Annotated in this window: 21 protein-coding genes; 12 read left to right on the top strand and 9 right to left on the bottom strand. The window is 61.1% G+C overall.

Features of this window, described 5'->3' with window-relative positions; genetic code table 11:
* Complete coding sequence (locus C4J91_RS12410; RefSeq protein WP_124362591.1) at window positions 1–2,637, bottom strand: glucosidase; 2,637 nt, start codon at window positions 2,635–2,637, stop codon at window positions 1–3.
* A 198-nt stretch (window positions 2,638–2,835) separates the two neighbouring features.
* Between C4J91_RS12410 and C4J91_RS12405 the strand changes: the two genes are divergently transcribed.
* From C4J91_RS12405 to solA, 5 genes are all read left to right on the top strand, one after another.
* Window positions 2,836–4,212, top strand: a complete 1,377-nt coding sequence (locus C4J91_RS12405; protein ID WP_124362590.1) for a VOC family protein — start codon at window positions 2,836–2,838, stop codon at window positions 4,210–4,212.
* Window positions 4,213–4,360: 148 nt separating this feature from the next.
* Complete coding sequence (locus C4J91_RS12400) at window positions 4,361–5,164, top strand: pyrroline-5-carboxylate reductase (RefSeq protein ID WP_124362589.1); 804 nt, start codon at window positions 4,361–4,363, stop codon at window positions 5,162–5,164.
* A 5-nt stretch (window positions 5,165–5,169) separates the two neighbouring features.
* Window positions 5,170–6,024 carry a 50S ribosomal protein L11 methyltransferase gene (locus tag C4J91_RS12395; RefSeq protein ID WP_124362588.1) on the top strand — a complete coding sequence of 285 codons (855 nt, stop codon included), beginning with the start codon at window positions 5,170–5,172 and terminating at the stop codon, window positions 6,022–6,024.
* Window positions 6,025–6,185: 161 nt separating this feature from the next.
* Window positions 6,186–6,929 carry a hypothetical protein gene (locus C4J91_RS12390; RefSeq protein ID WP_124362587.1) on the top strand — a complete coding sequence of 248 codons (744 nt, stop codon included), beginning with the start codon at window positions 6,186–6,188 and terminating at the stop codon, window positions 6,927–6,929.
* 15 nt (window positions 6,930–6,944) lie between these two features.
* On the top strand, window positions 6,945–8,198 hold the full coding sequence (gene solA, locus C4J91_RS12385) for an N-methyl-L-tryptophan oxidase (RefSeq protein ID WP_124362586.1): 1,254 nt from the start codon (window positions 6,945–6,947) through the stop codon (window positions 8,196–8,198).
* A gap of 105 nt (window positions 8,199–8,303) precedes the next feature.
* On the opposite strand, the gene C4J91_RS12380 is transcribed toward solA, so the two are convergent.
* Complete coding sequence (locus C4J91_RS12380) at window positions 8,304–8,528, bottom strand: YdcH family protein (RefSeq protein WP_124362585.1); 225 nt, start codon at window positions 8,526–8,528, stop codon at window positions 8,304–8,306.
* Window positions 8,529–8,702: 174 nt separating this feature from the next.
* On the opposite strand from C4J91_RS12380, the gene tkt reads away from it, so the two are divergent.
* The gene (gene tkt / locus C4J91_RS12375) at window positions 8,703–10,760 is read left to right on the top strand and encodes a transketolase (RefSeq protein WP_124362584.1); all 2,058 of its coding nucleotides are present in this window, start codon (window positions 8,703–8,705) and stop codon (window positions 10,758–10,760) included.
* A 54-nt stretch (window positions 10,761–10,814) separates the two neighbouring features.
* On the opposite strand, the gene C4J91_RS12370 is transcribed toward tkt, so the two are convergent.
* Together C4J91_RS12370 and C4J91_RS12365 are read right to left on the bottom strand one after the other, a co-directional pair.
* Window positions 10,815–11,609: a class II aldolase/adducin family protein gene (locus C4J91_RS12370; RefSeq protein ID WP_124362583.1), complete on the bottom strand. Its 795-nt coding sequence runs from the start codon at window positions 11,607–11,609 to the stop codon at window positions 10,815–10,817.
* Between the two features lie 226 nt (window positions 11,610–11,835).
* Window positions 11,836–12,741, bottom strand: a complete 906-nt coding sequence (locus C4J91_RS12365) for a LysR family transcriptional regulator (protein ID WP_124362582.1) — start codon at window positions 12,739–12,741, stop codon at window positions 11,836–11,838.
* A 213-nt stretch (window positions 12,742–12,954) separates the two neighbouring features.
* On the opposite strand from C4J91_RS12365, the gene C4J91_RS12360 reads away from it, so the two are divergent.
* The 6 genes from C4J91_RS12360 (at window position 12,955) to C4J91_RS12335 (ending at window position 19,786) form a co-directional block, all read left to right on the top strand.
* Complete coding sequence (locus C4J91_RS12360; protein ID WP_124362581.1) at window positions 12,955–13,566, top strand: cysteine dioxygenase; 612 nt, start codon at window positions 12,955–12,957, stop codon at window positions 13,564–13,566.
* A complete protein-coding gene (locus tag C4J91_RS12355) occupies window positions 13,563–15,146 on the top strand; it encodes a rhodanese homology domain-containing protein (RefSeq protein ID WP_124362580.1) in 1,584 nt (527 codons plus the stop codon). The genes C4J91_RS12360 and C4J91_RS12355 overlap by 4 nt, the downstream gene beginning before the upstream one ends.
* Window positions 15,147–15,229: 83 nt before the next feature.
* Complete coding sequence (locus C4J91_RS12350) at window positions 15,230–16,204, top strand: ABC transporter substrate-binding protein (RefSeq protein WP_124362579.1); 975 nt, start codon at window positions 15,230–15,232, stop codon at window positions 16,202–16,204.
* Window positions 16,205–16,214: 10 nt separating this feature from the next.
* Window positions 16,215–17,555 (top strand): LLM class flavin-dependent oxidoreductase, encoded by a 1,341-nt coding sequence (locus C4J91_RS12345; protein WP_124362578.1) that lies wholly within the window; start codon window positions 16,215–16,217, stop codon window positions 17,553–17,555.
* A 120-nt stretch (window positions 17,556–17,675) separates the two neighbouring features.
* Window positions 17,676–18,845 carry an acyl-CoA dehydrogenase family protein gene (locus C4J91_RS12340; protein ID WP_124362577.1) on the top strand — a complete coding sequence of 390 codons (1,170 nt, stop codon included), beginning with the start codon at window positions 17,676–17,678 and terminating at the stop codon, window positions 18,843–18,845.
* Entirely contained in the window at window positions 18,842–19,786 is a 945-nt protein-coding gene (locus tag C4J91_RS12335) for a D-isomer specific 2-hydroxyacid dehydrogenase family protein (protein WP_124362576.1), read from the top strand. The genes C4J91_RS12340 and C4J91_RS12335 overlap by 4 nt, the downstream gene beginning before the upstream one ends.
* Window positions 19,787–19,904: 118 nt before the next feature.
* Here C4J91_RS12335 and C4J91_RS12330 read toward each other — a convergent pair whose 3' ends face one another.
* The 5 genes from C4J91_RS12330 to C4J91_RS12310 form a co-directional block, all read right to left on the bottom strand.
* The gene (locus tag C4J91_RS12330; protein WP_124362575.1) at window positions 19,905–20,648 is read right to left on the bottom strand and encodes an energy transducer TonB; all 744 of its coding nucleotides are present in this window, start codon (window positions 20,646–20,648) and stop codon (window positions 19,905–19,907) included.
* The gene (gene tolR / locus C4J91_RS12325) at window positions 20,645–21,091 is read right to left on the bottom strand and encodes a protein TolR (protein WP_124362574.1); all 447 of its coding nucleotides are present in this window, start codon (window positions 21,089–21,091) and stop codon (window positions 20,645–20,647) included. The genes C4J91_RS12330 and tolR overlap by 4 nt, the downstream gene beginning before the upstream one ends.
* Before the next feature lie 15 nt (window positions 21,092–21,106).
* Window positions 21,107–21,799 (bottom strand): protein TolQ, encoded by a 693-nt coding sequence (gene tolQ / locus C4J91_RS12320; protein WP_124362573.1) that lies wholly within the window; start codon window positions 21,797–21,799, stop codon window positions 21,107–21,109.
* Between the two features lie 47 nt (window positions 21,800–21,846).
* Window positions 21,847–23,706, bottom strand: coding sequence for a phytase (locus C4J91_RS12315; RefSeq protein WP_124362572.1), 1,860 nt, complete (start codon window positions 23,704–23,706; stop codon window positions 21,847–21,849).
* A 144-nt stretch (window positions 23,707–23,850) separates the two neighbouring features.
* Window positions 23,851–26,349, bottom strand: a complete 2,499-nt coding sequence (locus C4J91_RS12310; protein ID WP_124362571.1) for a TonB-dependent receptor — start codon at window positions 26,347–26,349, stop codon at window positions 23,851–23,853.
* Window positions 26,350–26,454: the final 105 nt, after the last annotated feature.

Below are 26,454 nucleotides of genomic sequence, written 5' to 3'. Positions count from 1 at the left end.
TTAGTTTTTAGGTTGCAGCAACAACGCCACCAGCGCACTCCACCCCGTCTGGTGCGACGCCCCCAACCCCCTGCCGGTCTCCCCATGAAAATACTCATGGAACAACACCAGGTCACGGCTGAGCGGGTCCGCCTCCAACTGCGCATACGCCGCCATCGACGGGCGCAGGCCATTTTCGTCCCTTAGAAACAACCCGGTCAGGCGCTGACTGAGGCTGTCGGCCACTTCCTCCAGGGATGACAGATAACCGCTGCCCTTGGGGTATTCCACCGAAAAGTTATCCGCGTAATAGCGATGAAATTCGCGCAGCGACTCAATCAGCATGTAGTTGACCGGCATCCACAACGGCCCGCGCCAATTGGAGTTGCCACCGTACAAACGTGAATCGGATTCGCCGGGCTGGTAACTGGCGCACAGAGTGTCGCCATTCATCTTCAGGGCCAGGGGCTGCTCGGCGAAGGCCTTGGACAAGGAGCGCACGCCAAACGCCGACAAGAACTCATCGTCATCCAGCATGCGCCGCAGCAAATCCTTGGTGCGCTCGCCGCGCAGCAATGCCAGTAGCAGCCGATTGCCCTGCCCCGGTTCGTTCCAGCGCGATACCAGCCTGGCCAGGTCCGGCCGGTGGTGCATGAAGCCCAACAGCCGCTCGCGCAAGCCCGCCAGGCCTTCATGCTCGCGCTGCTCCAGCACCAGCACCGCGAACAACGGCATCAGCCCGACAATAGAGCGCAGGCGCACCGGTTCGCTCTCGCCATCGGGTCGATGCAGCACGTCGTAGAAAAACAGATCCTGCTCATCCCACAGCCCATCGGCGCTGTCGTCGACGCGGTTGATGGCGCCGGCGATATACAGGAAGTGCTCGAAGAATTTCACCGCGATATCCACGTACACGCCATTGCGCTTGGCCAGCTCCAGGGCGATGCGCATCAGGTCCAGCGCATAGGCGGCCACCCACGCCGTACCGTCCGCCTGGTCCAGCTGATAGCCCGGCGGCAGCGCGGCAGAGCGGTCGAACAGGGCGATATTGTCCAGCCCGAGAAAGCCGCCCTGAAACAGGTTGCGGCCCTCGGCGTCCTTGCGGTTGACCCACCAGGAAAAATTCAGCAGCAGTTTGTGGAAAATCCGCTCCAGAAAGTCCAGGTCGCCCACACCGGTCAACGCCTTGTCCTGCTGATACACGCGCCAGCTGGCCCAGGCATGCACGGGCGGGTTGGCATCGTCGAAGCGCCACTCATAAGCCGGCAGTTGACCATTGGGGTGCATGAAGCGGTCCTTCACCAGCAATAGCAGTTGTTGCTTGGCGTAGCCGGGATCGATCAGCGCCATCGCCACCGCCTGGAAGCCCTGGTCCCACGAGGCATACCACGGATATTCCCAGGTGTCGGGCATGGAGAGGATGTCGAAGTTGGACAGGTGCCGCCAATGGGTATTGCGCAAATGCAGGCGCTCGGGCGGCGGCGCGGGCTGGGCCGGGTCGCCGTCGAGCCACTGGTTCACGTCGAAATAGTACAACTGCTTGGACCACAACAACCCGGCCAGGGCCTGACGCTGCACATTGCGTGCATCGTCGTCGGCGATCCCCTGTTGCAGCGCCGCGTAGAAGTCGTCGGCCTCCTGGCGACGCTGTTCGAACAGCTTGCGCGCGTTGACCTCGGGCGCGTCCACCGGCGCAAAGCGCAGGTACAGGACTTTGCGTTCATCGCCCGCCAGTTCCAGGACGAACCGCGCCGCCACTTTGGTGCCCGTATCTCGGCGAATCGCGCCTTGCACACCGCCGACCACGTAATCGTTGATGCCGTCCTTGAACGGCCCCGGCGCCGCTGGCCCATCCAGCCTGGGGACGTTGGTCTGGTTTTCACAAAACAACCATTCCACGCCGTCCTCGCCCCAGGCGCTGAGATGGCGGTCGTCCAGCTCATGATGACGCGCTCGCACGCGGTCACCGTCCAGGGCCAAGCCGGGCTTGGGGGCGCCGAAGGTCCAGCTCCAGTCATTGCGCGCCCACAGCTGGGGCAATACCTGCAGACGCGTGGGTTGCTCGGCACGGTTGTGCACGGTGATGCGCATGAAAATATCGTCGGGTTGATGCTTGGCGTACTCAACGCTGACGTCGCAGTAGCGGTTATCGTCAAACACGCCGGTATCGAGAATTTCATACTCAGCGTCAGCCAGCCCACGGCGGGCGTTTTCGGCGATCAGGTCGGCGTAGGGAAACGCTCCATGGGGGTATTTGTAGAGCATGCGCATGTAGGCATGGCTCGGCACGCCATCGACGAAAAAGTACAGTTCCTTGACGTCTTCACCGTGGTTGCCCTCGGCGTTATCGAGGCCAAACAGACGCTCCTTGAGGATCGCGTCGCGTTCGTTCCACAGCGCCAGGCCCAGGCACCAGCGTTGCGCCTTGTCGCTGAAACCGGCCAAGCCATCCTCGCCCCACCGGTAGGCGCGGCTGCGGGCATGTTCATGGGGAAAATAGGCCCAGGCGTCGCCATCGGCGCTGTAGTCCTCGCGTACAGTGCCCCATTGGCGTTCACTCAGGTACGGCCCCCACTCGCGCCAGCACTCCACATTCCCCGTCGCCAGGCGCTGGCCTTCGAGGGTGTCGAGCAATCGGGGTGTGGGTGTGGCCGTCATTGAGTCCTCCATCGCCGGTCTGGTGAGCAGCAGTGTAGAACCCAATGCCGCCCGGATGCACATGAAGACTGCATAGGGCCGTCACCTCATTCATTTGCAGAATGAAGTCCAGAGGAAACTTCGTTTGCACGCACCGGCGTGGCCCAACAAAATCCAGGAAAAGCCACACACCTCGCCTCAGCCTTCAGGAATTTTTCTATGCCAGGTACCGCACATGTCAGCCCCGACGAGATCCGTAAGGGCTTTTCCCGGGCGATGTCCGATATGTACAGGGATGAAGTGCCGTTGTACGGCGCGCTGATGACCCTGGTGGCCCAGACCAACGCACAGGTGCTGGAGAGCAACCCGGGCCTGGCCGAGCACCTGCGCCGTACCGGCGAGACCCAGCGCCTGGACATGGAGCGCCACGGTGCGATCCGCCTGGGCACGGCTGCGGAACTAGCGACCATCAGCCGCCTGTTCGCCGTAATGGGCATGCAACCGGTGGGCTATTACGACCTGACACCGGCTGGCGTGCCGGTCCATTCCACGGCCTTTCGCGCCGTCCACGAACAGTCGCTGCAAATCAGCCCGTTTCGCGTATTCACCTCGCTGCTGCGCCTGGAGCTGATCGAAAGTCCAGCGCTGCGCAGCTTCGCCGAAACCGCCCTGGCCAAGCGCTCGATCTTCACCCCCGGCGCGCTGGCGCTGATCGAACAGGCCGAAAAACACGGCGGCCTTGATGCCACCGACGCCGAGGCATTCATTCGCCAGGCGCTGGAGACGTTTCGCTGGCACCCCACCGCCACCGTCACGGCCGCGCAGTATCGGCAACTCAGCGACCAGCATCGCCTGATCGCCGACGTGGTGGCCTTCAGAGGCCCGCACATCAATCACCTCACTCCGCGCACCCTGGACATCGACCAGGTGCAAGCGGCCATGCCCGGCCACGGCATCACCCCCAAAGCCGTGATCGAGGGCCCACCTCGGCGCAAGTGCCCGATCCTGCTGCGCCAGACCAGCTTCAAGGCCCTCGACGAGCCCATTGGCTTTACCGATGCCCAGGGCAGCCACAGCGCACGCTTCGGCGAAATCGAACAACGCGGCGTCGCGCTCACCCCCAAGGGGCGCGCCCTGTACGACCAACTGCTGAATGCCGCTCGCGATGAACTCGGCGCCTTCCCCAACGAATCCAACGCCGCACGTTATGAGCAATTAATGGCGCAGCACTTCCAGGCATTCCCGGACGACCACGCGCAAATGCGTGAACAAGGCTTGGCGTACTTCCGCTATTTCCCCACTGAAAAAGGCCTGGCGGCCCGCGGCAAGTCCGACCAACCGCGCACACTGGAGGGACTGATCAGCGCGGGGCATGTGGAGGTTGAACCGCTGGTGTACGAGGATTTCCTGCCGGTGAGCGCGGCGGGGATTTTTCAGTCGAACCTGGGCGATGCGGCGCAGAGTCACTACGCGGCCAATTCGAACAAGCCCGAGTTTGAGCAGGCGCTGGGCCGGAGCACGATTGACGAGTTGCAGTTGTATGGCGAGACGCAGCAGCGTTCGATGGATGAGTGCATGAGCACGCTGCGGGAATAAAGGGGATGTCGGCTCGGCTCGCTGAACCAGTAACCACCAGAACCGCCCTACACCATTTTAGGAAGCCAATGATTTGATATAACTCCGACTCCATACGAAGCTGATATTTAGCCAACCCAGCAGTTTAATAGCGCCGGAGGGGATAGTTATGTCAGCAGCAATGAATATCATGATCATCGGTGGCGGGCATATGGGCAGTGCGATCGCATTTGGTTTAAAGCGATCCAGTGCAGACATGCTGATAACTGTCGTCGAGCCCGACGCTACTCGCCGAAACGATATCAAAAATGCAGGTATTTCAACGCTGGAAGAACTACCAAGTCCTTTAATAGCTGACGTTATCTTCCTAGCGATCCCACCTCAGGCTTTCCTGAGGTTCCTGGAAAATAATGCTCGCATCGGACAGTATGCTGGCATCGTCATTTCAGTTATGGCTGGAATCCGTATCCGCGAACTCACAGCCCGCTTGAAAAACTCGCAAATCTATCGAACTATACCCAATCTTCCGTGCGGCGTTAATGAAGGAATGACCGTTTTAATTGCCGCGACTGAGACAACGACTGCAAGCAATATCGTGGTTAATCAACTTCTCGCCAAGCTTGGAAATTTACTGGAGTTAAAAGATGAGGCTTTGCTGGATAGCGCCACAGCTCTCGTTGGCGGCGGCCCCGCTTACATTGCCTACTTCGCCGCGGCGCTCACAGAATATGCTATTTCGGCTGGCTTCGATAAATCAAGTGCTACCTCAATAATTCTCCAGCTGCTACGCGGAACCACGGCAATTTTGGAGCAACGCAAGGAACCTGCGATTAATCTATGTGAAAAAGTGATGACTGCAGGTGGAACGACAGAGCGAGCAATTGATTGGTTTAATCAGCACGGGGTACGAGCCGCCATCATAGGAGGTCTCAAAATATCCTGCGCTCGCTCGATGGAACTGGGTCAGAGGTGATAGATATGCAAGGACTTATTGATCATGGGCTAGCAGGACAGCACTATTTAGATTTTAATAAATCGAATTGTCTGAGCGACAGCTACAGCATTTATTATGGACTTGGCCAACAACTTGACTTCATACATTCGCCCACCGTTTTCAGAGTAAGCCTCGCGGGCGTGAGGCTCGGCTGTTATCTGTTACGTTCATTCAGCTCCAGCAGATCAAACAACAGCTTCCTGGATGTCGGGACAGGCAGCGGCGTCCATGCGCTATTGGCGCGCAAACTTGGAGTTCAAGACATTTTTGCCACGGACATCTCCCCATACTCCATTGAACAGGCAAAACTTCACGAACACATAAACTTCAAGCAGCCAGCCATTTCTTTTTGTATTGGCGACCTGTTCAGCAATCTGCCCGAAAGACAATTTGAAACAATCACCTTTAACCCGCCTGGCTGGCGAACTCCCTCACCGTCGCTCACCCAGCGCTTGGACATCATCGAGCCGACGGGACAGTTACCTCTGGAAGCAATGTTCTACGGAGAGCAAATCATCGCCCGCTTTCTTGATAATCTTCCCAAATACCTGGCACCCACGGGAACGGCCATTGTGGGGCTTAATTCTTTAGTGGGAATACGTGATGTATTGAACGGGTACAGGGAAAGGCATCACGGTGCTCCGCCGCTGGCTTACAGACTCATGGAACGCCATACACTCCCACTTCTTTATTACTCTGATCATTGGCAGGCCACGAGCAAACTTTTAAAAAGCGAATTCGAACAGTGGGCAAATCAAGACTTAGCTGCATATTCCGCCGACAAACACGGCATAATTTTCTGGTCTTACGAAATCGTTGAATTCTACTATCCCAAATAAAAATCATGATTATACAACCAGCACCTTCTACAAGGCGTTTTACGGCAATCGCATTGTCGGCGCTCGCGAATTTAATGCTAGGAGCGTCATCTCTTTATTGGAGGGCGCTTGACGGACTATCCTCTGCAACACTAGTTGCCTATAGGATTGTCCTGTCCTGCTTGATTCTCAGTGCACTTCTTCTAATTTTTCGACGCCTTGGCCAGGCAAACCAACTGACAGCCAAACTAATAGCTCTGCACGGCACCGCTTCTATTTTTATTGCCGTTAATTGGGCCACATTCATGGCGGCTTCAATCAACGGATATATTTTGGAAAGCGGAATCGGCTACTTATTGGCGCCGTTCATACCTATCACATTGGGAGCCCTGATCTATCATGAGCAATTTTCAGCGATCAAAACCCTGTCTATCGCTATCGCACTCGTCGCGATATTGCTTTTGATAACGTTCACTGAAAAGCTGAACCATTGGGTTTATCTATTGATCGCTGCAACATGGGGCGTGTACACCTACCTAAAAAAATACACACCTTTAAATGCAGTGACCGGCCTGTTCCTGGAAACTGTTTTCTTGAGCAGTTGTATTGTAGTTGCCGTCTGGATCTTCGATTTCCCAATCATATGGCCGAGTGAAGTGTCATATCGCTCAGCTCCGCTTATTTGGTTAGCCGGAGCGGTGTCAGTCACGCCGCTACTGATGTTCTCGTTCGCCACCGGAAAAATTCCGTTGTCCCTGACAGGTTTTTTGCAGTTCATACTTCCACTGACACTGCTAGCCATTGGCCTGATAACCAATGGGAAAAATATTCCCACTTTGTCTCTGACCTTAATCATCTCCACCACGGGCGTATTAGTCTGCCTTCTGGCTTACGACAGCCTACCTACCCGCTCGCCAAAAGAATAACGGGGATTTCTAAACATGAGGAACACTTACGACGTTATCGTAATTGGCTTGGGAATCATGGGCGCATCTGCATTGTGGAGAGTCGCTTCGAAATGCACTCGAGTACTTGGAATTGACGCATCGAGCCCCACTCACAGCTACGGGTCGTCACATGGAAACTCTCGCATATTCCGTCGCGCTTATTGGGAGGGCGAAAAGTACCTGCCATTATTGAACCAATCCGATTTGCTCTGGAAGGAATTGGAAAAGTTAATACAGCAAAAGCTGCTTTTTCGCACAGGGGGGATTTTCGTTGGGCATCAGTCCAGCCACGTGGTAGCAGGGAGCATTGAAACCGCAAGGAAGGGAGAGATAGAACATGCTGTGTGGAGCGAATCAGAAACCAGGTCCCATTTTCCCGCATTCAATGTATCGGATGGGTCGCAGACGGTATTTGAGCCCGGAGCCTATGCAATATCGGCCTGCGAAGCCAGATTAGGGATGCTCAACGAGGCTGTACACCAGGGCGCCATCATCGAATTTGGTAACAGCGTTACAGGCTTGGAAACCAGCGGTTTGGAGATGCGCTTAAGCACTCGAAGCGGGCGAACCTACTCTGCAAAAGCCGTAATAGTCACAGCAGGACCCTGGATTGGCACTCACCTCCTGCCGGAGCTCAAACGCTATATAGAGCCGCGTCAGATTCCCGTATTTTGGTTCAAACCAAAAACGGGTTTTGGTAATCTTTTCTCGTCAGATCAGTTCCCCATTTTCTTATATGAACATCAGGATGGAGCCCTCCTCTACGGTGTGCCATCCATCCTTAGCAACGAGCCTGGTGTAAAAATCGGTTTTCACAACAGGCAACAGACGCCAGCTGCTCCTAACTGGAAAAATATTCCCGTACACAAAAGACATTTAGACGAGATATCGCAGGTGGTTGGAGACCTTTTTCCCAAGTTGGAGCGTTCGCCTATCCAAGCAAAAAACTGCTTCTATACGCTTAGTCCTGATGAGTCGTTTCTGATCGGGGAATCCCAAGTGTTGAAATCGACTTATTTCGCATCCGCATGCTCGGGGCACGGATTCAAATTTGCGCCTGCTATCGGTGATGCGCTTGCCTGCATGGCGGTTGGGCTAAAACCATATGTGTCTTTAGCGGCGTTTTCTGCAGACCGATTCTACAACGTATCACCTGAATTTCGAGAGTGTCCGCCCGGCTCAACAACGCAATCCTTGCGCCGCGAAAAGCCCCAGAGCCGGGTGGACGGGGCGCATCATAAGGAGTGAGCTTGAGCGTGTCCTGCAAACAATTCTGAACAAATGTGCACATTCGAGTGCAACAGGCTGGTTGTGGCGAGAGCAAGCTCCCTCGCCACGGGTGACGGGTTATGTTTAACCCAACTTCTCGACAATTTGATCTTTGATCAACAAGCGCTCCTTCTTCAGCACCTCGACCTCCGAGTCATCAGCTTTGCGCGACTCGGCTTCCAGCACCTTGCCGTCGGCAACATCATATTTCGTGAGCAACGAGTCCAGACGCTTGTCACTCGCCCTGCGTTCGTGAACAGCTTCCTTGCTCATCCCCAAGTCCTGATACAGGTCGTGTTTCACTGGCATGGCGTACCTCCACAAGTTGATCAATGGCCTACCTCTTGAAACTAGCCCATTCCCAGGGGTCTTGTCATGTTCAAGGTCAAACCCTCTCCGTTCGTCGTAACCCAGGCGATGGAATCAAACCTTTGCCGTGCCCTGCCCTCCACTGTAGATCGCCACCCGAGGGAGACCGGTTTTATGAATCACACTGCCACTGCTGCCGACACGCAATGCATCAACACGATCCGCACCCTGGCCATGGATGCCGTGCAGAAGGCCAACTCGGGCCACCCCGGCACGCCCATGGGCCTGGCGCCGGTGGGCTACACGCTGTGGAGTCGCTTCCTGCGCTACCACCCGGAGCATCCTGACTGGCCCAACCGCGACCGCTTCGTGTTGTCGGTGGGGCATGCGTCGATGCTGCTGTACTCGCTGCTGCACCTGGCCGGCGTGGTGGAAATCGATGCCCACGGCAAGCGCTCCGGGCAACCGGCGGTCAGCCTGGACGACATCAAGCAGTTCCGGCAGATGGGTTCCAAAACCCCGGGCCACCCCGAGTACCGCATGACCACCGGGGTGGAAACCACCACCGGCCCCCTGGGCCAGGGCTGCGCCAACAGCGTGGGCATGGCGATGGCCGAGCGTTGGCTGGCCCAGCGGTTCAACCGCGACGGCCAGGTGCTGTTCGACTACGACGTCTACACCCTGTGCGGTGACGGCGACATGATGGAAGGCATCAGCAGCGAAGCGTCGTCGATGGCCGGGCATTTGCGGCTGGATAACCTGTGCTGGATCTACGACAACAACACCATCAGCATCGAGGGCCACACCGAGCTGGCCTTCAGTGAAGATGTGATCAAGCGTTTCCAGGCATATGGCTGGCACACCGTGCACGTCACCGATGCCAATGACCTGCAGGCCCTGAGCGTGGCGCTGGAAACCTTCAAGGCCAATACCGGCGCGCCGACCCTGATCGTGGTCGACAGCGTGATCGGCTACGGCTCGCCGCACAAACACAACACCGCTGCGGCCCATGGCGAGCCGTTGGGCGAAGATGAAATTCGCCTGACCAAAGCCGCGTATGGCTGGCCAGAGGATTCCAGTTTCCTGGTGCCCGATGAAGCACGCACCACGTTGCACGACGCACTGCATGAGCGTGCCGAACCGCTGTATGCCGAGTGGAACCAGACCTTGTCATCCCTCGACCCGCAACGCGCCGATGAACTGCAGCGCATGCGCGCCGGAGAAATGCCCGAGCACTGGCAGGCCGACCTGCCGCGCTTTGCGACCGATGCCAAGGGTGTCGCCAGCCGTGCATCCGGAGGCGAGGTGCTGAACGCCTTCGCCCAACACATCCCCTGGTTGCTCGGCGGCTCGGCGGATTTGTCGCCCTCGACCAAGACCAACCTCACCTTCGACGGCGCCGGCCGTTTCAGTGCCGATGACTACAGCGGGCGCAACCTGCACTTCGGCATTCGCGAGCACGCCATGGGCGCAATTGCCAACGGCATGGCGCTGTCCTACCTGCGGCCGTACACCTCGACGTTCCTGGTGTTCAGCGATTACATGAAACCGCCGATCCGCCTGGCGGCGATCATGGAGTTGCCGGTGGTCTTCGTGTTTACCCATGACTCGATCGGCGTCGGCGAAGACGGCCCCACGCATCAACCCATCGAACACCTGACCCAACTGCGCGCCACCCCAGGCCTGCTGACCCTGCGCCCAGGGGACGCGAACGAAACCCTGGAGTTGTGGAAGGTGGCGCTGGCGCAGACCGATCGACCCAGCTGCGTGGTGTTGTCGCGCCAACCGCTGCCGACGCTGGATCGCAGCCGCTATGCCGCCGCCTCCGGTGCGGCCAAGGGCGCCTACGTGCTGGCCGGCGCAGACATGCCTGAAGTGATCCTGATCGCCACGGGCAGTGAAGTCAGCCTGGCGGTCGCCGCCTACGAACAACTCACGGACGAAGGCATTGCCGCGCAGGTGGTGTCGATGCCCAGCTGGGAACTGTTCGAAGACCAGGACCAGGCCTACCGCGACAGCGTGTTACCGCCGGCGGTGAAGGCGCGCGTGGTGGTTGAACAGGCCGGCCCGTTGGGCTGGGACCGCTACGTCGGGCAGACCGGCGCCAAAGTGGTGATGAACAGTTTTGGCGCATCGGCGCCGCTGGCGAAGTTGCAGGAAAAGTACGGGTTCACTGTGGAAAATGTGGTGAAACTGGCCAAGCAACAGCTCCAGCACAACCGGGCTGAGTAACCCTATCAATGCGCAGGGGGCTTGCTCCCCTGCTGCATCCGGACCGGCGATGACTCAATTCTTGTAGTCGGTATCGCTACGCTCCAACTGCCGGATCAACGCATTCCAATGCCGCGCCACCCCAGGCCCTTCCCCGCTGCTGAAGACCTTGGCTTGCTGCTCGACCCTGTCCACCACCTCTGCGGGTGGAAAAATCAACTGTGCATTCCCGCCTGCCTGCGCCGCAATCTGGATGTTGCAGGCGCGCTCCAAACCCTGCAGCTGCTGGAATGCATGCTCCACGCTGATGCCTGCGGTCAACAGCCCATGGTTGCGCAGGATCATCACGCTCTTGTCACCCAGGTCCGCCACCAGCCGCTCGCGTTCGTCCAGGTCCAGGGCCACGCCTTCGTAGCCGTGATAGGCCACGCGTCCGGAAAACGCGATGGAATGCTGGGAGATCGGTAACAGCCCGTCCTTCTGCGCGGACACCGCAATACCGTCGCGGGTATGGGTGTGCAGCACCGCCTGCAGGTCGTGGCGCGCGCCATGGATGGCACTGTGGATCACGTAGCCGGCGTAGTTGATGCCAAGGCCGGTGGGGTCATCGACCAGGGTGCCGTCGAGGTCGACCTTGACCAGGTTGGAGGCACTGATTTCATCGAACAGCAGGCCGAAGGCGTTGATCAGGAAATGTTCCTCGGGGCCCGGTACACGGGCGGAGAAATGCGTGTAGATATGGTCGGTCCAGTTGTACAAGGCCGCCAGCCGATAGGCGGCGGCCAGTTTGACGCGCACCTCCCATTCCTCTGGCGTGACGCGTTGGCGGACGGTACTGGAAACGCTCGATAGCGAGGTGACGCTGCTCATGGCAAAACTTCCTGGATGGCCTTAAGGACTTCCAAGCCAGCCTAGGCGATGCGCAAAAATAATAAAAAGCACATTTTAATCTAAGCTAATTATTATTAATTTTTATAAAATCCTACATCAACACATAACAAATGTGGGAGGGGGCTTGCTCCCGATGGCGGAGTTTCAGTCAAAGATGATTTGACTGAAACTCCGCCATCGGGAGCAAGCCCCCTCCCACAGGGATTCAGGCAGCGTTGCGGATTTTATGCAGGGAATCGGCCACCCACTGACCAAACGCATCCACCGGCCCTTGCAGGTTGCCAAGAAAGTGCGGATAGATCAGCCATAAATCCATCACCGGTTTGAAGTCCTTCAGCGGCATCACTGCCAGTTGCTCGCGATGGGCACTGCGCGCAAGCAACGGGCGCGGCACCAGGCCAAGGCCCAGCCCATCCGCCACCAGCCCCAATTGCAACTCGGTGCCGAAGGTTTCCAGGTTGACCCGCAAGGCCAGGCCCTGGTCCGACAGGGTACGTTGCAGACCGGCGCGGAAGCCGCAGCCGTCTGGGTTGAGGATCCAACCGTGCTGGTACACGTCGGCCAGCTTGCACGGCTTTTTCGGCAGTTGCGCCGTGGCGCACACCACCACCAGGTCCATCTTGCCGATCGACTCACCAACGATGTTGTCCGGAAAAATCTTGCCCGCCGGGAATAACGCCACCGCCGCATCCAGCTCGCCGCGCTCGATCTTGCCGACCAACTGGCTGCCCCAGCCGGTCGCCACCTGGGCGCGCAGGTCGGCGTACTCGCTGCGCAGGTGCTTGAGCGCATCGAGCAGCACCACGTCGCCGATGGTCTGCGGCACCCCCAGGCGCAGCACGCCGCTGGGCGGTGCGTCGGTGGCGACCAGCTCGCGCAGCGCGTCCATCTCGCGCAGGATCGAGCGGCATTGCTCATACACCCGGGTGCCGATCCGCGTTGGCTTGAGTGGTTTGGTGTTGCGGTCGAACAGCTCAACCCCCAGCGCCTGCTCGAAGTTCTGCACGCGACGGGTGATGGCCGGCTGGGTCAACTGCAACGACTCGGCGGCATGGCTGATGGACTGGCAACGAATCACTTCGACAAAGGCATCGATATCGTCAATTTTCATTTGGGCCGCACATAGAGAACAGTCGTTAAGATGTGCGCCAAGCATAGTTGGCGCCACCCGGTCTGGATAGCCCGTGCTGTGATCAATAACGTCTAACGCTATACAGGACGATTCTAAATTACTTACAGCTATAAGCTAATCATTAAAAAATAGCATATTAACAACGAACATTATGCTTAGATAAACCCATCAACTACCGCGAATGGAATGTTCATGAGCCAGGCCCGACACCCCGAGAGATTACGCGCCTTTATCGGCGCCTTGGCTGAGCTGATCGACGGCAACCCGCGCGAGGGCGACCTGCTGCACCGTGGCGGCAAGCTGCTGGCGCAACTGGTCAGCCATGATGACTGGCTCCCGGACGCATTCGCCCAACCCGACCCCGAGCGCTACCAGCAATTTCTGCTGCATGCCGATTCGCGCCAGCGTTTCAGCATCGTCAGCTTTGTGTGGGGGCCGGGGCAACGCACGCCGATTCATGATCATCGGGTGTGGGGGCTGATCGGCATGTTGCGCGGCGCGGAATTTTCCCAGGGTTTTGCCCGGGCGCCTGATGGCGCCTTGGTTGCCGAGGGCACGCCGGTGCAACTGCTGCCGGGCCAGGTCGAAGCGGTGTCGCCCAAGATCGGTGATATCCATCAGGTGAGCAATGCCCACGACGACCAGGTGTCCATCAGCATTCATGTGTACGGCGCCAACATCGGCGCGGTGCGTCGGGCGGTGTATCAACCCGACGGCAGCGAGAAACTGTTTATCTCCGGTTATTCCAACGCCTACCTCCCGAATATCTGGGACCTGTCCAAAGAAAAGAGCCCTGCCCTATGAGCACCGTATCGACCCGCACCTACGCCCAGATTCGCCAGGCCCTGTTGGACCATGAGGAAGTCGCCCTGGTAGACGTGCGCGAGGAAGCGCCCTATGCCGAAGGCCACCCGCTGTTTGCCGTGAACATTGCCCTGTCCAGGCTGGAACTGGAGGTGTATGCGCGCATCCCACGTCGCGATACCCAGGTCACGCTGTACGACAACGGTGAAGGCCTGGCCGAGCGTGCTGCCGAACGCCTGGTTGCGCTGGGTTACACCCAGGTCAGCCTGTTGGAAGGTGGGCTTGAGGGTTGGCGCCAGGCCGGTGGCGAGCTGTTTATCGACGTCAACGTACCGAGCAAGGCCTTTGGCGAACTGGTGGAAAGCCAGCGCCACACGCCGTCCCTGGCGGCCGAGGAAGTCCAGGCGCTGCTCGAGAGCCAGGCCGATGTGGTGGTACTCGACGCCCGGCGTTTCGATGAATACCAGACCATGAGCATCCCCACCGGCATCAGCGTGCCGGGCGCCGAACTGGTGCTGCGCGCCCGTGAACTGGCCCCAGACCCGGCTACGCGCATTATCGTCAACTGCGCCGGGCGTACCCGCAGCATTATCGGCACCCAGTCATTGATCAATGCCGGCGTGGCCAACCCGGTGTCTGCGCTGCGCAACGGCACCATCGGCTGGACCCTGGCCGGGCAGACACTCGCCCATGGTCAAGCACGCCGCTTTGCGCCCACCAGCGAGGAACATCGCCAGATCGCCGCCCAAGCTGCCCGCGGCGTGGCCGACAAGGCCCGCGTCGGCCGCGCCACCCTCAATGATCTGCAACGCTGGCAGCAGGACGCGACACGCACCACCTACCTGTTCGATGTACGCACCCCGGAAGAATTCGAGGCCGGCCACCTGCCCGGCGCCCGCTCCACACCGGGCGGGCAACTGGTGCAGGAAACCGACCATGTCGCCAGCGTGCGTGGCGCGCGCCTGGTGCTGGTGGACGATGACGGCGTGCGTGCCAATATGTCAGCCTCCTGGCTCGCCCAACTGGGTTGGGACGTCTACGTGCTCGACGAGGTGCACGCCGCGCATTTCAGCGAACACGGCGCCTGGGTCGCGCCGGTGCCCGCGCCACCCCAGGCCGAACTGATCAGCGCGCACACCCTCGCCGACTGGCTCGAACATGGCGACACGCTGGTGCTGGACTTCACCGCCAGCGCCAATTACGTGAAGCGCCATATCCCCGGTGCCTGGTGGGCGGTGCGTGCGCAACTGCCCGAGGCGCTGGCAAAGGTGCCCCGCGCGCAGCGCTACGTATTGACCTGCGGCAGCAGCCAGTTGGCGCGCCTGGCGGTGCCCGAAGTCGAAGCCCTGACCGGCAAACAAGTGTTCCTGCTGGAGGGCGGTACCGCCACTTGGATCGCCGCGCAACTGCCGCTGGAGGAAGGCGAAACGCACCTGGCATCACCGCGTATCGACCGCTACCGCCGCCCCTATGAAGGCACCGATAACCCACGGGAAGCCATGCAGGCCTACCTGGATTGGGAATTCGGCCTGGTCGAGCAACTGGCCCGCGACGGCACCCACGGCTTCTACGTGATCTGATCCACCGCAGCACCGTTCCCGGATATCCGACCCCTTCTCCAGGCGGAGGTACCTTCCTTTACCCAACGCCTGGAGTCTGTCCCATGCTGTTCACTACCCACCTCACACGCCTGCTGCTGGGCAGCGCCCTGGCGATCGGCCTGCTTGCCAATGCCCACGCCGCCGACCTGCAACCCCTGCGCGTGGCCAACCAGAAGTCGACGATCAAGGCGCTGCTGGAAGCCTCTGGCGAAACTAAAAACGTGCCCTACGAGATCAAGTGGTCGGAATTCCCCTCGGCCTCGCCCCTGGGCGAAGCGCTGAATGCCGGTGCGGTGGATGTCGGCGCCCTGGGCGATGCGCCCTATGTGTTCGCCCTCGGCGCCGGTGCGTCGCTCAAAGTGATCAGCATCATCCACGCCGAAGGGCGTAACACCACCGCGTTGCTGGTGCCCCAGGATTCACCGATCAAGACCGCAGCCGACCTCAAGGGCAAGAAAATCGTCACCGGGCGCGGCTCCATCGGCCATTACCTGGCGATCAAGGCCCTGGCCAGCGCCGGCCTGACGTCAAAGGATGTGCAGTTCATTTTCCTGCTGCCCGCCGAATCCCGCTTGGTGCTGGATAACGGCACCGCCGATGCCTGGGCGACCTGGGACCCGTACACCACCGTGGTCACCTCACAAAGCAACGCCCGGGTGCTGGTCAGCGGCAGGAACCTGCTGAGCAACCACCTGTACTTCGCCGCCACCGCCCAGGCCATTGCCGACAAGCGCGTGCAACTGGATGACTTTGTCGCCCGCGTCGACCGGGCCTACGCCTGGGCCAACAAGCACCCCGACGAATACGCCGCCGCCCAGGCCAAAATCACCGGCCTGCCGTTGGCGGTGCACATTGAAGTGGCCAAGGACACCCACCTGTCCCCGGTGCAGATTGACGACGCGGTGATCAGCGGCCTGCAAGCCACCGCCGACACCTACCAGAAGGAAGGCCTGTTGAGCCGGCACATCGACGTGTCGCAAGGCTTCGACAAGAGCTTCAACGCCCAGCGTGCCCCCAATTCCCAAGCATCGCGCTAAGGAGCAGAACATGAGCAAGCCACGTCAATTGAAACTCGGTGCCATGGTTCACGGCGTCGGCCACGGTTGGGGCGAATGGCGCCACCCGCAGGCGCAACCCAACGCCAGCACGAATTTCGGCTTTTACAAACAGCAGACCGAACTGGCCGAAGCCGCCCGGTTCGACTTCGTGTTCATCGCCGACAGCCTGCATATCCACGCCAAATCCAGCCCGCACTACCTCAACCGTTTTGAACCGCTGACCATCCTGTCGGCCCTGGCCGCGCTGACCACGCACATCGGCCTGGTTGCCACCGTGACCGTCAGCTACACCGAGCCCTACCAGGTGGCGCGCCAGTTTGCCTCGCTGGACCATATCAGCGGTGGCCGCGCCGGTTGGAACGTGGTCACTTCGTGGCTGAGCGGCACCGCCGATAACTTCGGCAAAGCCGAACACCCGCCTCACGCCGTGCGCTACCGCATCGCCAAGGAACACCTGAATGTGGTCAAGGGCCTGTGGGACTCCTGGGAAGACGACGCCTTTGCCTATAACAAGCACAGCGGCGAATTCTTCACCCCGCACAAGTTGCATGCGCTTAACCACCAGGGCGAATTTTTCTCGGTCAAGGGCCCGCTGAATATTGCGCGTTCGCGCCAGGGCCAGCCGGTGATTTTCCAGGCCGGTACCTCGGAAGACGGGCGCAACTTCGCCGCGCAGAATGCCGATGCGATCTTTGTGCATGTAGAGACTGTCGACGAGGGCAAAGCCTATACCGCCGACTTGAAACGCCGGGCCAAGGGCTTCGGGCGTGACCCCGACAGCCTGTCGATTCTGCCGGGTATCCGCCCGATTGTCGGGCGCGATGCCGCCGAAGTGGAAAGCCGTTACCAGCAGGCGGTGGAACTGGTCACCGTCGAAGATGCAATCGTCGCCCTCGGCCGTCCGTTCAACGACCATGACTTCAGCCAATACCCGCTTGACGCACCGTTCCCGGAACTCGGCGACCTGGGCGCCAACAGCCAGAAAGGCGGTTCCGAACGCATCAAGCAAATGGCCAGGGACGAAGGCCTGACCCTGCGCGAAGTGGCGCTGCGATTCTCGCGGCCCAAGCGCGACTTCGTCGGCACGCCGCAGCAGGTCGCCGATGCGATCCAGCGCTGGTTCGAAGAGGGAGCCAGCGATGGCTTCATCATCAACTCGGTGCTGCCCGACGGCTTGCAGTACTTCACTGAACTGGTGGTGCCGGTGCTGCAGCAGCGAGGGTTGTTTCGTACCGAGTACAGCGGCCAGACGTTGCGCGACAACCTAGGACTGGAGGTGCCGGCCAACCGCTACAGCGTGGTTGAAGCCCCCGAAAAAGCCCTGGCCTGACACCATCCCCTGTGGGAGGGGGCTTGCTCCCGATGGCAATCTGTCAGGCGGTACATCCACTGGCTGAACCACCGCTATCGGGAGCAAGCCCCTCCCACATTTTTGACCGAGTACATGCTCATGACTCAATCATCTTTACGCGCTGTGGAGGCCGTCGATTTCGACATTCTGCTCGAACGCCTCAGCGCCGAGCTGGCCAGCACTGCCCACCTTTATGATGAAAGCGGCGCCTTCCCCCACGATAATTTCAAGCGGCTGCATGAACATGGCCTGATCGCCCTCACCGTGCCCGGCGCCCTCGGCGGCGGCGGTGCCAGCCTGCCCCTGGCGCGCAAGGCCATCAGCGCGATTGCCAAGGGCGAGCCCTCCACCGCGCTGATCCTGGTGATGCAATACCTGCAGCACAGCCGCTTGCAGGACAGCAAGACCTGGCCCCGGCACTTGCGTGTGCGCGTCGGCGAAGACGCGGTGCGCCATGGCGCGCTGATCAATGCCCTGCGCGTCGAGCCGGACCTGGGCACGCCGGCCCGTGGCGGCTTGCCGGCCACCACCGCCGTACGCAGCGCCGACGGCTGGCGCATCAGCGGGCGCAAAATCTACTCCACCGGCAGCCATGGCCTGAGCTGGTTCAGCGTGTGGGCGCGCAGCGACGATGCCGACCCGCTGGTAGGCGCCTGGCTGGTGCCCAAGGACAGCCCCGGGGTGAGCATCATCGATACCTGGGATCACCTGGGCATGCGCGCCACCTGCAGTCATGAAGTTGTGCTCGACAACGTGCTGGTGCCGCTGGACCACGCCGTCAGCGTCAGCCCGCGCAGCTCGCCGCAGCCGGAGCTGGATGGCGAGGGCCTGCTGTGGATGTCGGTGCTGCTGTCCTCGGTGTACGACGCCGTGGCCCAGGCCGCGCGGGACTGGCTGGTTAACTGGCTCGAAGAGCGCCAGCCGTCGAATCTCGGCGCGGCGCTGTCCACCTTGCCGCGTTTCCAGGAGACCGTCGGCCATATCGATACCCTGTTGTTTGCCAACCGCAGCCTGCTCGATGCCGCCGCCGACGGCCACACGCCGGCCGCCAATGCAGCGCAATTGAAGTACCTGGTGACTGGCAACGCTATCCGCGCGGTCGAGTTGGCTATCGAGGCCTCGGGCAACCCCGGCCTGTCACGGCATAGCCCACTGCAACGGCACTACCGCGATGTGCTGTGCAGTCGCGTCCACACCCCGCAGAACGACGCCGTGCTGCAAGGCGTCGGTAAAGCGGTGTTCGCCCAACGCCAGAAGGAACGCACATGAGTCAGCTGATTATTGCCAGCCAGTTGGACGAGGACTACAACGACGTAATCCGCGCACGTCTGGCCACGCGGCACCCCCACGCCCAGGTGATCGGCGTACCCGCCGGCGTACCGAGCGACCTGCCGCCCCAGGCGAATATCCTGCTGCTGCGCCCTATCAACGTGCGCGGCTACACTGCACCGGACACGCCACCACCGGGCTGGCCGTACGGCGCGCGATGGGTGCACCTGGTGTCATCGGGCATCGACTTCTACCCGCATTGGCTGTTCAACGGCCCTCCCGTCACCACCTCACGGGGCAGCGCCGCCGACAACCTCGCCGAGTTCGCCCTGGCGGCGATCTTTGCCGCGTCCAAGCATTTGCCGGACATTTGGGTGAAAGACGCGCAATGGCAATTCACCGCCCTGCGCCCACTCAAGGGCACCACCCTGGGCATCCTCGGCTTCGGCGCGATTGGTCAAAGCCTGGCGCAGAAAGCCCTGGCCCTGGGCATCAATGTCGTCGCGTTGCGGCAGAGCCTGACACCGTTTGGCGTGGGTGTAGAAGCTGCCAAGGACATCCACGACCTGTTCGCCCGTGCCGACCACCTGGTGGTGGCAGCACCGCTGACCGAGGCCACAAGGCACATCATCAACCATGACGTGCTGGGCAGCGCCAAACCGGGGCTGCACCTGATCAATATCGCGCGCGGTGGGTTGCTGGATCAAAAAGCATTGTTGGAAGCGCTGGATAACGGCCAGATCGGCCTGGCGTCACTGGACGTGACCGAGCCGGAGCCGTTGCCGGATGGGCATCCGTTGTACAGCCATCCGAGGGTACGGTTGTCGCCGCATACGTCGGCGATTTCGACCAATAGCCGCAATGAGATTGCCGATACGTTTCTGGCCAATCTGGAGCGCTATGTTTCGGGCATCGAATTGGCAAATCTCGCTAACGCCTGACGCCGTTTAAATGTGGGAGGGGGCTTGCTCCCGATAGCGGTGTGTCAGTCATTGATATAGAGACTGACACACCGCCATCGGGAGCAAGCCCCCTCCCACATTGATTCGGTGTCAGCCATTATTTGATGCGGTAGTGGAAGGTGTTGCGCACCGCCGGCACGGCGACTGGCTGGCCGTCGACGACCCTGGGCTGATAGCGAAAGGTATTCGCCGCCGCCAGTGAAGGCCGGATAAACAACGGGTGACAGCCGTCCAGCACCTTGGGATTTTCCACGCGGCCCTGGGTATTGACGGTGTATTCCACAGAACAGTCGCCTTCAATATTTTTGTCCAGTGCGCGCTCCGGGTAGTCCGGCGCTTCCTTGCTCAAGGGCTGATATTGGCGGCTGTCGAACGCCGGAGTGGGTGCCGGTACAGCAACTTGGGCTTTCTCGGACGCTACACGCTCTTGGTTCAGGCGTTGCTGTTCCAGCTCCCGATTGCGTTGCTCGGTGGCCAGGCGCTGCTGTTGCTGCTCGATTTTCTGCGCTTCGACCCGTTTGCGCGCCAGGGCGGCCTTCTCGATTTTTTGCGCCTGGATCTGCGGGTCAACCGTCGGTTTGGCCGGTACCGGGACCGGGACCGCAACGGGCTCAGGCAATGCGGGCGCTACAGGCTCAGGCGCCGGCATTATCACCAGTTGCGTGTGCATCACCCGAGGCGCGTCCACCTGCGGTGTCTGCGGCGACCAGCCCAGCATCAGTGCCGCCACTACCGCCACATGCAGCGCCACGGCGAGGCCTGCCGCCAGGCTAACGCGCCATATTCCGTCGCTGTGTGGCGCCCGCGCCTGTGTCGGGCTTTGCATGATCATCGCCGTCATTGCGGGGCCTCGGTCACCAGCCCCAGGTTGCTGACACCGCCCTTCTGCAACACCGCCATGGCCGCCACCACGCGGCCGTACCCGGCGTTGTCGTCCGCGCGGATATACACCTGGGTGTCGCTGCGCGCCGCCACCACCTGCATGACCTTGGCGCCCATTTCTTCCAGGCTCACGGCACTGTCGGTCTGGTTGCGGGTGTCGAGCTCGCCGCCCAGGTTCCAGTAGTAACCGCCGTCCGCCTGCACCGACAGCGTGAGGATCTGCTGGCGGGTGTCGGTGGCCAGCGCCTCGGCGGCGACCTTGGGTAACTCGATCTTCACACCCTGGGTCAGCATGGGCGCGGTGACCATGAAGATCACCAGCAGCACCAGCATCACGTCGATGTAAGGCACCACGTTCATCTCGGCCTTGGGCCCGTGCTTTCGTTGCGGCCTGGTCAACATCGGTTCGCTCCTTGTTCAGGCGGCCACGGCCAGGTTGATCGGGGTACCGCGCAGGGCACGGTGCAGGCGCACTTGCAGTTCGTTGCCGAAGGCGTAGTAACGGGTGAGCAGGCTTTGGCTGCGCGCGGCAAAGCGGTTATAGGCGATCACCGCCGGGATCGCCGCGAACAGGCCGATGGCCGTGGCAATCAAGGCTTCGGCGATGCCCGGCGCCACCGTCGATAACGTGGCCTGTTGCACCTGGGACAAACCGAGGAACGAATTCATGATGCCCCACACCGTGCCGAACAGGCCGATGTAGGGGCTGACCGAGCCCACTGTCGCGAGAAATTGCAGGCCCTTTTCCAACTCCAGCTCCTGCTCGGTGATCGCCACCTGCAAGGCGCGCTCCACGCCTTCGAGCACTGCGGGATCGTGGTGGTGCAGGTGCTGGTATTCCTGCAGGCCGGCGATAAAAATCGGCGCCACACCGCCCTCACCCGCCTGCACAGCGTCGCGATACAGCAGTTGCAGATCCGATGCGGCGCGAAAGCGCACCACGAAGGCGTGCAACTGCCGCTCCAGGCGCCGCAGCACACTGCCGCGCCGGATGATCAGGTACCAACTGATCACCGATGCCAACAGCAAGGTGATCATCACCGCCTTGACCAACAGGCTGGCGTCGCTGATCAAGCTCCAGATCGTCATATGTTCCATCGTCGCATGCATGGTGAAGCTCCTATTCGATTAAATACGCGTGACTGGGTGATGACAGCTCAAGGTAATTTCAATGCGCGGGTCACCTCGTCCCAGGGCACGAACTTGAAATTCTGGGCTTGCTCGGGCATGCGCTTGCGCCCGTCCTGCACCACCAGCATGCCTTGGCTCCACGGCCCACCCAGGTTGACGGCAGTGGCCTCGAGGCCGTCGGTTTCCGAGGCGCCATCGATGCCGGCGGCGGCGTTCAAACCGACGCGAAACGCCCCTCGCACGGCGAACGGCGGTTCGGCGTCGAGCACCAGGTAGCTGTCATTGCCCTGGCTGGAGACCACCAGGTAACCCCGCGCGGGGCTCTGATACAGCGCCAGGCCCTCGACGTCCGCATGCAACTGCGCACCCACCTTGATCACGCTGGTCAAGGTGGCCGGCTGGTCGGCACGCGCATCCACCGCCCACACGCCGACGTCTTCTTCCCCGAGAAACAAGCGCTGGCGTTGGTCATCGGCCACGCAGCCTTCCGGCTGGCTGTCGACCTTGAACTGGCGCACCAACTCGCCTTGCACACGCCCGGCCGGCGCACTCAGGCGGTATTGCAGGAAGGTGCCGTCCTTGCCATTGGCGATGGCATAGAGCTCGCCGCTGGCGGGCTGGAACAGGCAGATGCCGTAGATTTCCTTGAGCGGCGTCGGCACTTCGCCGGCTGCCTGCAGCTCGCCGCTCTGTCGGTCAATGCTGAACAGGCTCAGGCTGTTGCGATCGCGATTGCTGGCGACGGCGAGGTCGACGGTCTGTGCGCCAAGCTTGAAGTTGGGGCGCACGTCGACGTTGTTCAGGCGCCCCACGGCCAGTTCCTGCAACAGCTTGCCGTTGAGGTCGTAGGCCAGCAGGCCCTGTTTTTTGTTGGTGCCCAGCACACGGCTTTTCGCGGGGGTGTGCGGGTGAATCCAGATCGCCGGATCATCCGCCGCATCGCCCTGGCGGCTCACGGGTTCGGTCTGGCGCAATGCGCCGACCTGCGGCAGCACCGGGGCAGCCGGCACCGGCGTGGCCTGCCAGTCGAGGCGGCCCTGATAGAGCTGGCCGCTGTCGTCATCGCGCACCAGCAACTGCCGGCCGTGGATCGCCACTTGCTCCGGCTCCTTGAGGCCCGGCAAGCTCAGGCTCGACTGCTCGACCCAACGTTCGCCGGTTTGCTGGAACAGATGCAATTGCGCGGTTTTCGGGTCCAGGGCCACCATTCCACCCGGCACCAGCGCCATGGCGCCGGCTTCGCGCCTGGGGTCATCGAACAGCGCAACGGGCGTGCGTTTCACCGCGGCTTCCGGGTGCGCCGGGTAGGCCCACCAGCCGATATTGGTCTCGTTCACCACCAGGCGCGCGGCCGCATCGTCCACCTGGCAGAACTGCGCCGATGGCGGCAGCGGCAGCCCGCGTACACGCTGCGCCTGGGCCAGCAGCGTCGCGGCGTTGCCCACCAACCATTGCTCGCCCTTGCCCTCCTCGCCCACCAGGAACACAAACAGGTTGGCCGCCGAATCGCGGTACAGGCACAGGCCATTCACTGGGTAATCGCGGGTCGGCAGGTACAAAGGTTTGCCCCAGGTTTTGCCGGCGTTGTCCAGGCTGATCAGCAAGGCCTGCTGGCGATCGTTGTCGAGGCTGGCGACCAGCGTTTGAGTGCCGACGGTGCGCGTGTCGAGGCTGCTGAAATGACCCTTGAATCGGGCCAGCTCGACGCCGTGTTCGTCAAGCAGTAACAGGCCGTCGCGGGTGCTGGCGGCGAGGCGTTGGGTGCCGTTGGGCAGGAAGGCGACAGCTTCAGCATTCAGGCCCGGCGCCCAGGGAGCCAGGGCCAGGTCAACGGCGAACACCTGGCCTGACAGCGCCATCAACAGCAACAGCTTGCAAATTCTCATGGACAAACAAATCCTTTAAATACGATGAAGATCCAATGTGGGAGGGGGCTTGCTCCCGATAGCGGTGGCTCAGTCAATGCATGTGCTGCCAGACACACCGCTATCGGGAGCAAGCCCCCTCCCACATTTCGACCAAGGCGTAGGTTAGAAATGAGTGAAGGTCAGGCCCAGCTTGTAAGTAGGCCCGTACTCCTCGTACTGGCCGTTGTAGCTGCGGTGGCCGGTGTAGACGAAGTACGACTCATCCGTGAGGTTCTGCGCCTCGAAGCTGACTTGCAGGTTTTTGCTCAGCGAATAGCGCGCGCTGAAATCGACGAAGGTCTGCGCATCCACATGCAGGTCGTGGGCCTTGTCGTTGATCGACGCCAGCTCGTACAGGTAGGCCGACTTGTAGTTGGCCGAAACGCGCAGGCTGAGCCTGTCGTCCTCCCAGCCCAGCATCAGGTTGCCGACGGTGTCCGACTGGTTGGGCAGGCTGATGTTGCGCTTGCGGTTACCGCCACTGGCGCTGTCGAAGCCCTCGATATCCGCGCTGGAGCGGCTGAAAGTGCTGTTAGCGCCGATCAGCAGGCCGTTCCATGGCGCGGGCAGCCAGTCGAGCTTTTGCGAGTACGCCAGTTCCAGGCCATACAGCTTGGCGCTGTCGCCGTTGGCGAAGGTGTGCGCCTCGGCGAAGTTGGCCCAGGTGCCGGCGACGTCGGTGTTGTAGACGAAGTTCTGGATGTCCTTGTAGAACACGAAGGCCGACACGGTACCGGCGCGGCCCATGAAGTGTTCGATGCCCAGGTCCAGGTTGCTCGATTCCAGGGGCTTGAGGTCCGGGTTGCCGAAGGTGGCCTCGTCATCGTCGATCACGAAACCGGGGGCCAGTTGGCCGAAGGTCGGGCGCACCACGGATTTGGTCCAGGCAGCGCGCACCTGGGTGTTCTTGTCGATCTGGTAGCGCGCATGCAGGCCCGGTAGCCAGTGGTGATAACGGCGCTTGGTCTCGGTGGCGCTGAACTGGCCGTCCGTGGCGCCGGTGCCCTTGGCCTCGAACTCGGTGCCCTCGTAGCGCATCCCGGCGATGAAGCGCCAGTCGTCGATATCGACGGTGTTCATCAGGTAGCCGGCGTTGATGTCTTCATGGATGGTGAAGTCGTTGACCCGGGATTCGGTGGGGTCGTAGAAGTCATCGCGGTTGAGGCCGCCGATCAGTTGGCGGATGTTACCCGCGCTGATGCCCGGCCCGAAGCGGCCGAGACGGTAGTCGACATTACCCTTCTGGAATTGGCTGAGGTTGAGCTGTTCGTCAGTCAAGCCCTGTTCATCCAGGTCCTTGTAGACCCAGGCCTCCAGGTCGTTGTCCTTGTGGCGCCGACTGACCTTGCCGCCGAACTTGAACTGGGAGGCGTAGCCACTCAGGTCATAGTCGCGGGCCAGGTCCAGGCGCAGGTTTTTCTCGGTGTCCTGGGTGTGCTGTTTTTCCCAGTCGACCTTGTCGAGAGTGAAACTGCCGGGGTCGTAGAAGCTGTTGCCAATGATCGGGCGTGGCTTGGCCGTGTCGTAGAAGCCGCTGTCGGCAAAGTCACCGCCGTCGAACGTGGCCCCGGCAATATGCGCCGGGCTGTCTTCACTGGAGCGGCTGTAGCCGGCCTGGCCGCTCAAGGTCCAGAGGCCAAGCATGCGTTCGCCGCCGAACACGTAGGACTGGATTTGCTGGGTCTCTTCGCGGTTCTTCAGCTTGCGCTTACCCTCGGCTTCGCCCAGTTCGCCGGGCGCCTGGGGGCCTGCGAATTCGAGGCTGGCGGCGTTGCGGGTTTCGGTGTCCTTGTAGCGACTGTAGAGGGTGCGCAGGTAGTAGCTGCTCAGGTCATCGGGCTTGTAGTCGAAGTTCAGCCCGCCACCGGCGCGTTCGCGGCGGATGTCATAGTCGCGCTGTTCGAACTCGTTGAGCCTGGCGCCGTTGCTGAAATCCCAGGCGCCGCCGGTCTCGACGTTGTCCGAGCCGAAATCACGCTGCTGCCAACTGAGGGCCGCGGCCACGCCGAAGTTGTCGACACCGTCGCCGAGGCTGAAACGGTTGCTGGCGGCGCCGGAGAATTTCGGGCTGGTCTGGGCGGTGTTCTTGTCATAGCTGGCCTCGGTGCTGCCGGTATAGAACAGGCCCTTGTGGTCGAACGCCGACAGGCTTTTCACGTCGACGGTGCCGCCGAGGGAGTTGGCGTCCATGTCCGGCGTGAGGGTCTTGATCACCGACAGCGACTGCACCAGTTCCGAGGGCAGTACGTCGAGGGCCACGGCGCGGCGCTCGCTCTCGGGCGACGGCACCAGGGTGCCGTTGATGGTCACGCTGTTGAGGTCCGGGCCCAGGCCGCGCACGCTGACGAACCGGCCTTCGCCCTGGTCGCGCTCCACACTGACTCCCGGCAGCCGCTGCACCGCTTCGGCGACGTTCTCGTCCGGCAACTGCGCCACACCGTCGGCATGCACCACGCTCTTGATGCTGTCGGAGCTGCGCTGTTCCTTGAGGGCGCTGCCGATGGCGGCGGCCTGGCCGACCACCTCGACATGCTCGGTCTCGGCAGCATTGAGCCGCTCGCAGGTGATCGCCAGGGCCAAGGCGGTAAGCGTAAAGCTGACGAGCCCGGTGCGCTTGTACATGAAACCCTCCCCAAGAATCCGTTGGCGCCAGGCAAGGGGCCCGGCAACTGGAAGGGCAAGCTAGGGGTGGGGGATGACGGTTCTGTGACAGGCGTCGGTGTGAAG

The organism is Pseudomonas sp. R3-52-08, assembly GCF_003851745.1.
Lineage (GTDB): Bacteria > Pseudomonadota > Gammaproteobacteria > Pseudomonadales > Pseudomonadaceae > Aquipseudomonas.
Note: the sequence above shows the minus strand (reverse complement) of the source record. Positions and strands in the feature narration are given on the sequence as shown.

What these genes read in the sequence shown, in the direction of transcription:
- C4J91_RS12410 (WP_124362591.1), bottom strand. Translation starts at nt 2,637, where the DNA reads ATGACGGCCACACCCACACCCCGATTGCTCGACACCCTCGAAGGCCAG.
- C4J91_RS12405 (WP_124362590.1), top strand. Translation starts at nt 2,836, where the DNA reads ATGCCAGGTACCGCACATGTCAGCCCCGACGAGATCCGTAAGGGCTTT.
- C4J91_RS12400 (WP_124362589.1), top strand. Translation starts at nt 4,361, where the DNA reads ATGTCAGCAGCAATGAATATCATGATCATCGGTGGCGGGCATATGGGC.
- C4J91_RS12395 (WP_124362588.1), top strand. Translation starts at nt 5,170, where the DNA reads ATGCAAGGACTTATTGATCATGGGCTAGCAGGACAGCACTATTTAGAT.
- solA (WP_124362586.1), top strand. Translation starts at nt 6,945, where the DNA reads ATGAGGAACACTTACGACGTTATCGTAATTGGCTTGGGAATCATGGGC.
- C4J91_RS12380 (WP_124362585.1), bottom strand. Translation starts at nt 8,528, where the DNA reads ATGCCAGTGAAACACGACCTGTATCAGGACTTGGGGATGAGCAAGGAA.
- tkt (WP_124362584.1), top strand. Translation starts at nt 8,703, where the DNA reads ATGAATCACACTGCCACTGCTGCCGACACGCAATGCATCAACACGATC.
- C4J91_RS12370 (WP_124362583.1), bottom strand. Translation starts at nt 11,609, where the DNA reads ATGAGCAGCGTCACCTCGCTATCGAGCGTTTCCAGTACCGTCCGCCAA.
- C4J91_RS12365 (WP_124362582.1), bottom strand. Translation starts at nt 12,741, where the DNA reads ATGAAAATTGACGATATCGATGCCTTTGTCGAAGTGATTCGTTGCCAG.
- C4J91_RS12360 (WP_124362581.1), top strand. Translation starts at nt 12,955, where the DNA reads ATGAGCCAGGCCCGACACCCCGAGAGATTACGCGCCTTTATCGGCGCC.
- C4J91_RS12355 (WP_124362580.1), top strand. Translation starts at nt 13,563, where the DNA reads ATGAGCACCGTATCGACCCGCACCTACGCCCAGATTCGCCAGGCCCTG.
- C4J91_RS12350 (WP_124362579.1), top strand. Translation starts at nt 15,230, where the DNA reads ATGCTGTTCACTACCCACCTCACACGCCTGCTGCTGGGCAGCGCCCTG.
- C4J91_RS12345 (WP_124362578.1), top strand. Translation starts at nt 16,215, where the DNA reads ATGAGCAAGCCACGTCAATTGAAACTCGGTGCCATGGTTCACGGCGTC.
- C4J91_RS12340 (WP_124362577.1), top strand. Translation starts at nt 17,676, where the DNA reads ATGACTCAATCATCTTTACGCGCTGTGGAGGCCGTCGATTTCGACATT.
- C4J91_RS12335 (WP_124362576.1), top strand. Translation starts at nt 18,842, where the DNA reads ATGAGTCAGCTGATTATTGCCAGCCAGTTGGACGAGGACTACAACGAC.
- C4J91_RS12330 (WP_124362575.1), bottom strand. Translation starts at nt 20,648, where the DNA reads ATGACGGCGATGATCATGCAAAGCCCGACACAGGCGCGGGCGCCACAC.
- tolR (WP_124362574.1), bottom strand. Translation starts at nt 21,091, where the DNA reads ATGTTGACCAGGCCGCAACGAAAGCACGGGCCCAAGGCCGAGATGAAC.
- tolQ (WP_124362573.1), bottom strand. Translation starts at nt 21,799, where the DNA reads ATGCATGCGACGATGGAACATATGACGATCTGGAGCTTGATCAGCGAC.
- C4J91_RS12315 (WP_124362572.1), bottom strand. Translation starts at nt 23,706, where the DNA reads ATGAGAATTTGCAAGCTGTTGCTGTTGATGGCGCTGTCAGGCCAGGTG.
- C4J91_RS12310 (WP_124362571.1), bottom strand. Translation starts at nt 26,349, where the DNA reads ATGTACAAGCGCACCGGGCTCGTCAGCTTTACGCTTACCGCCTTGGCC.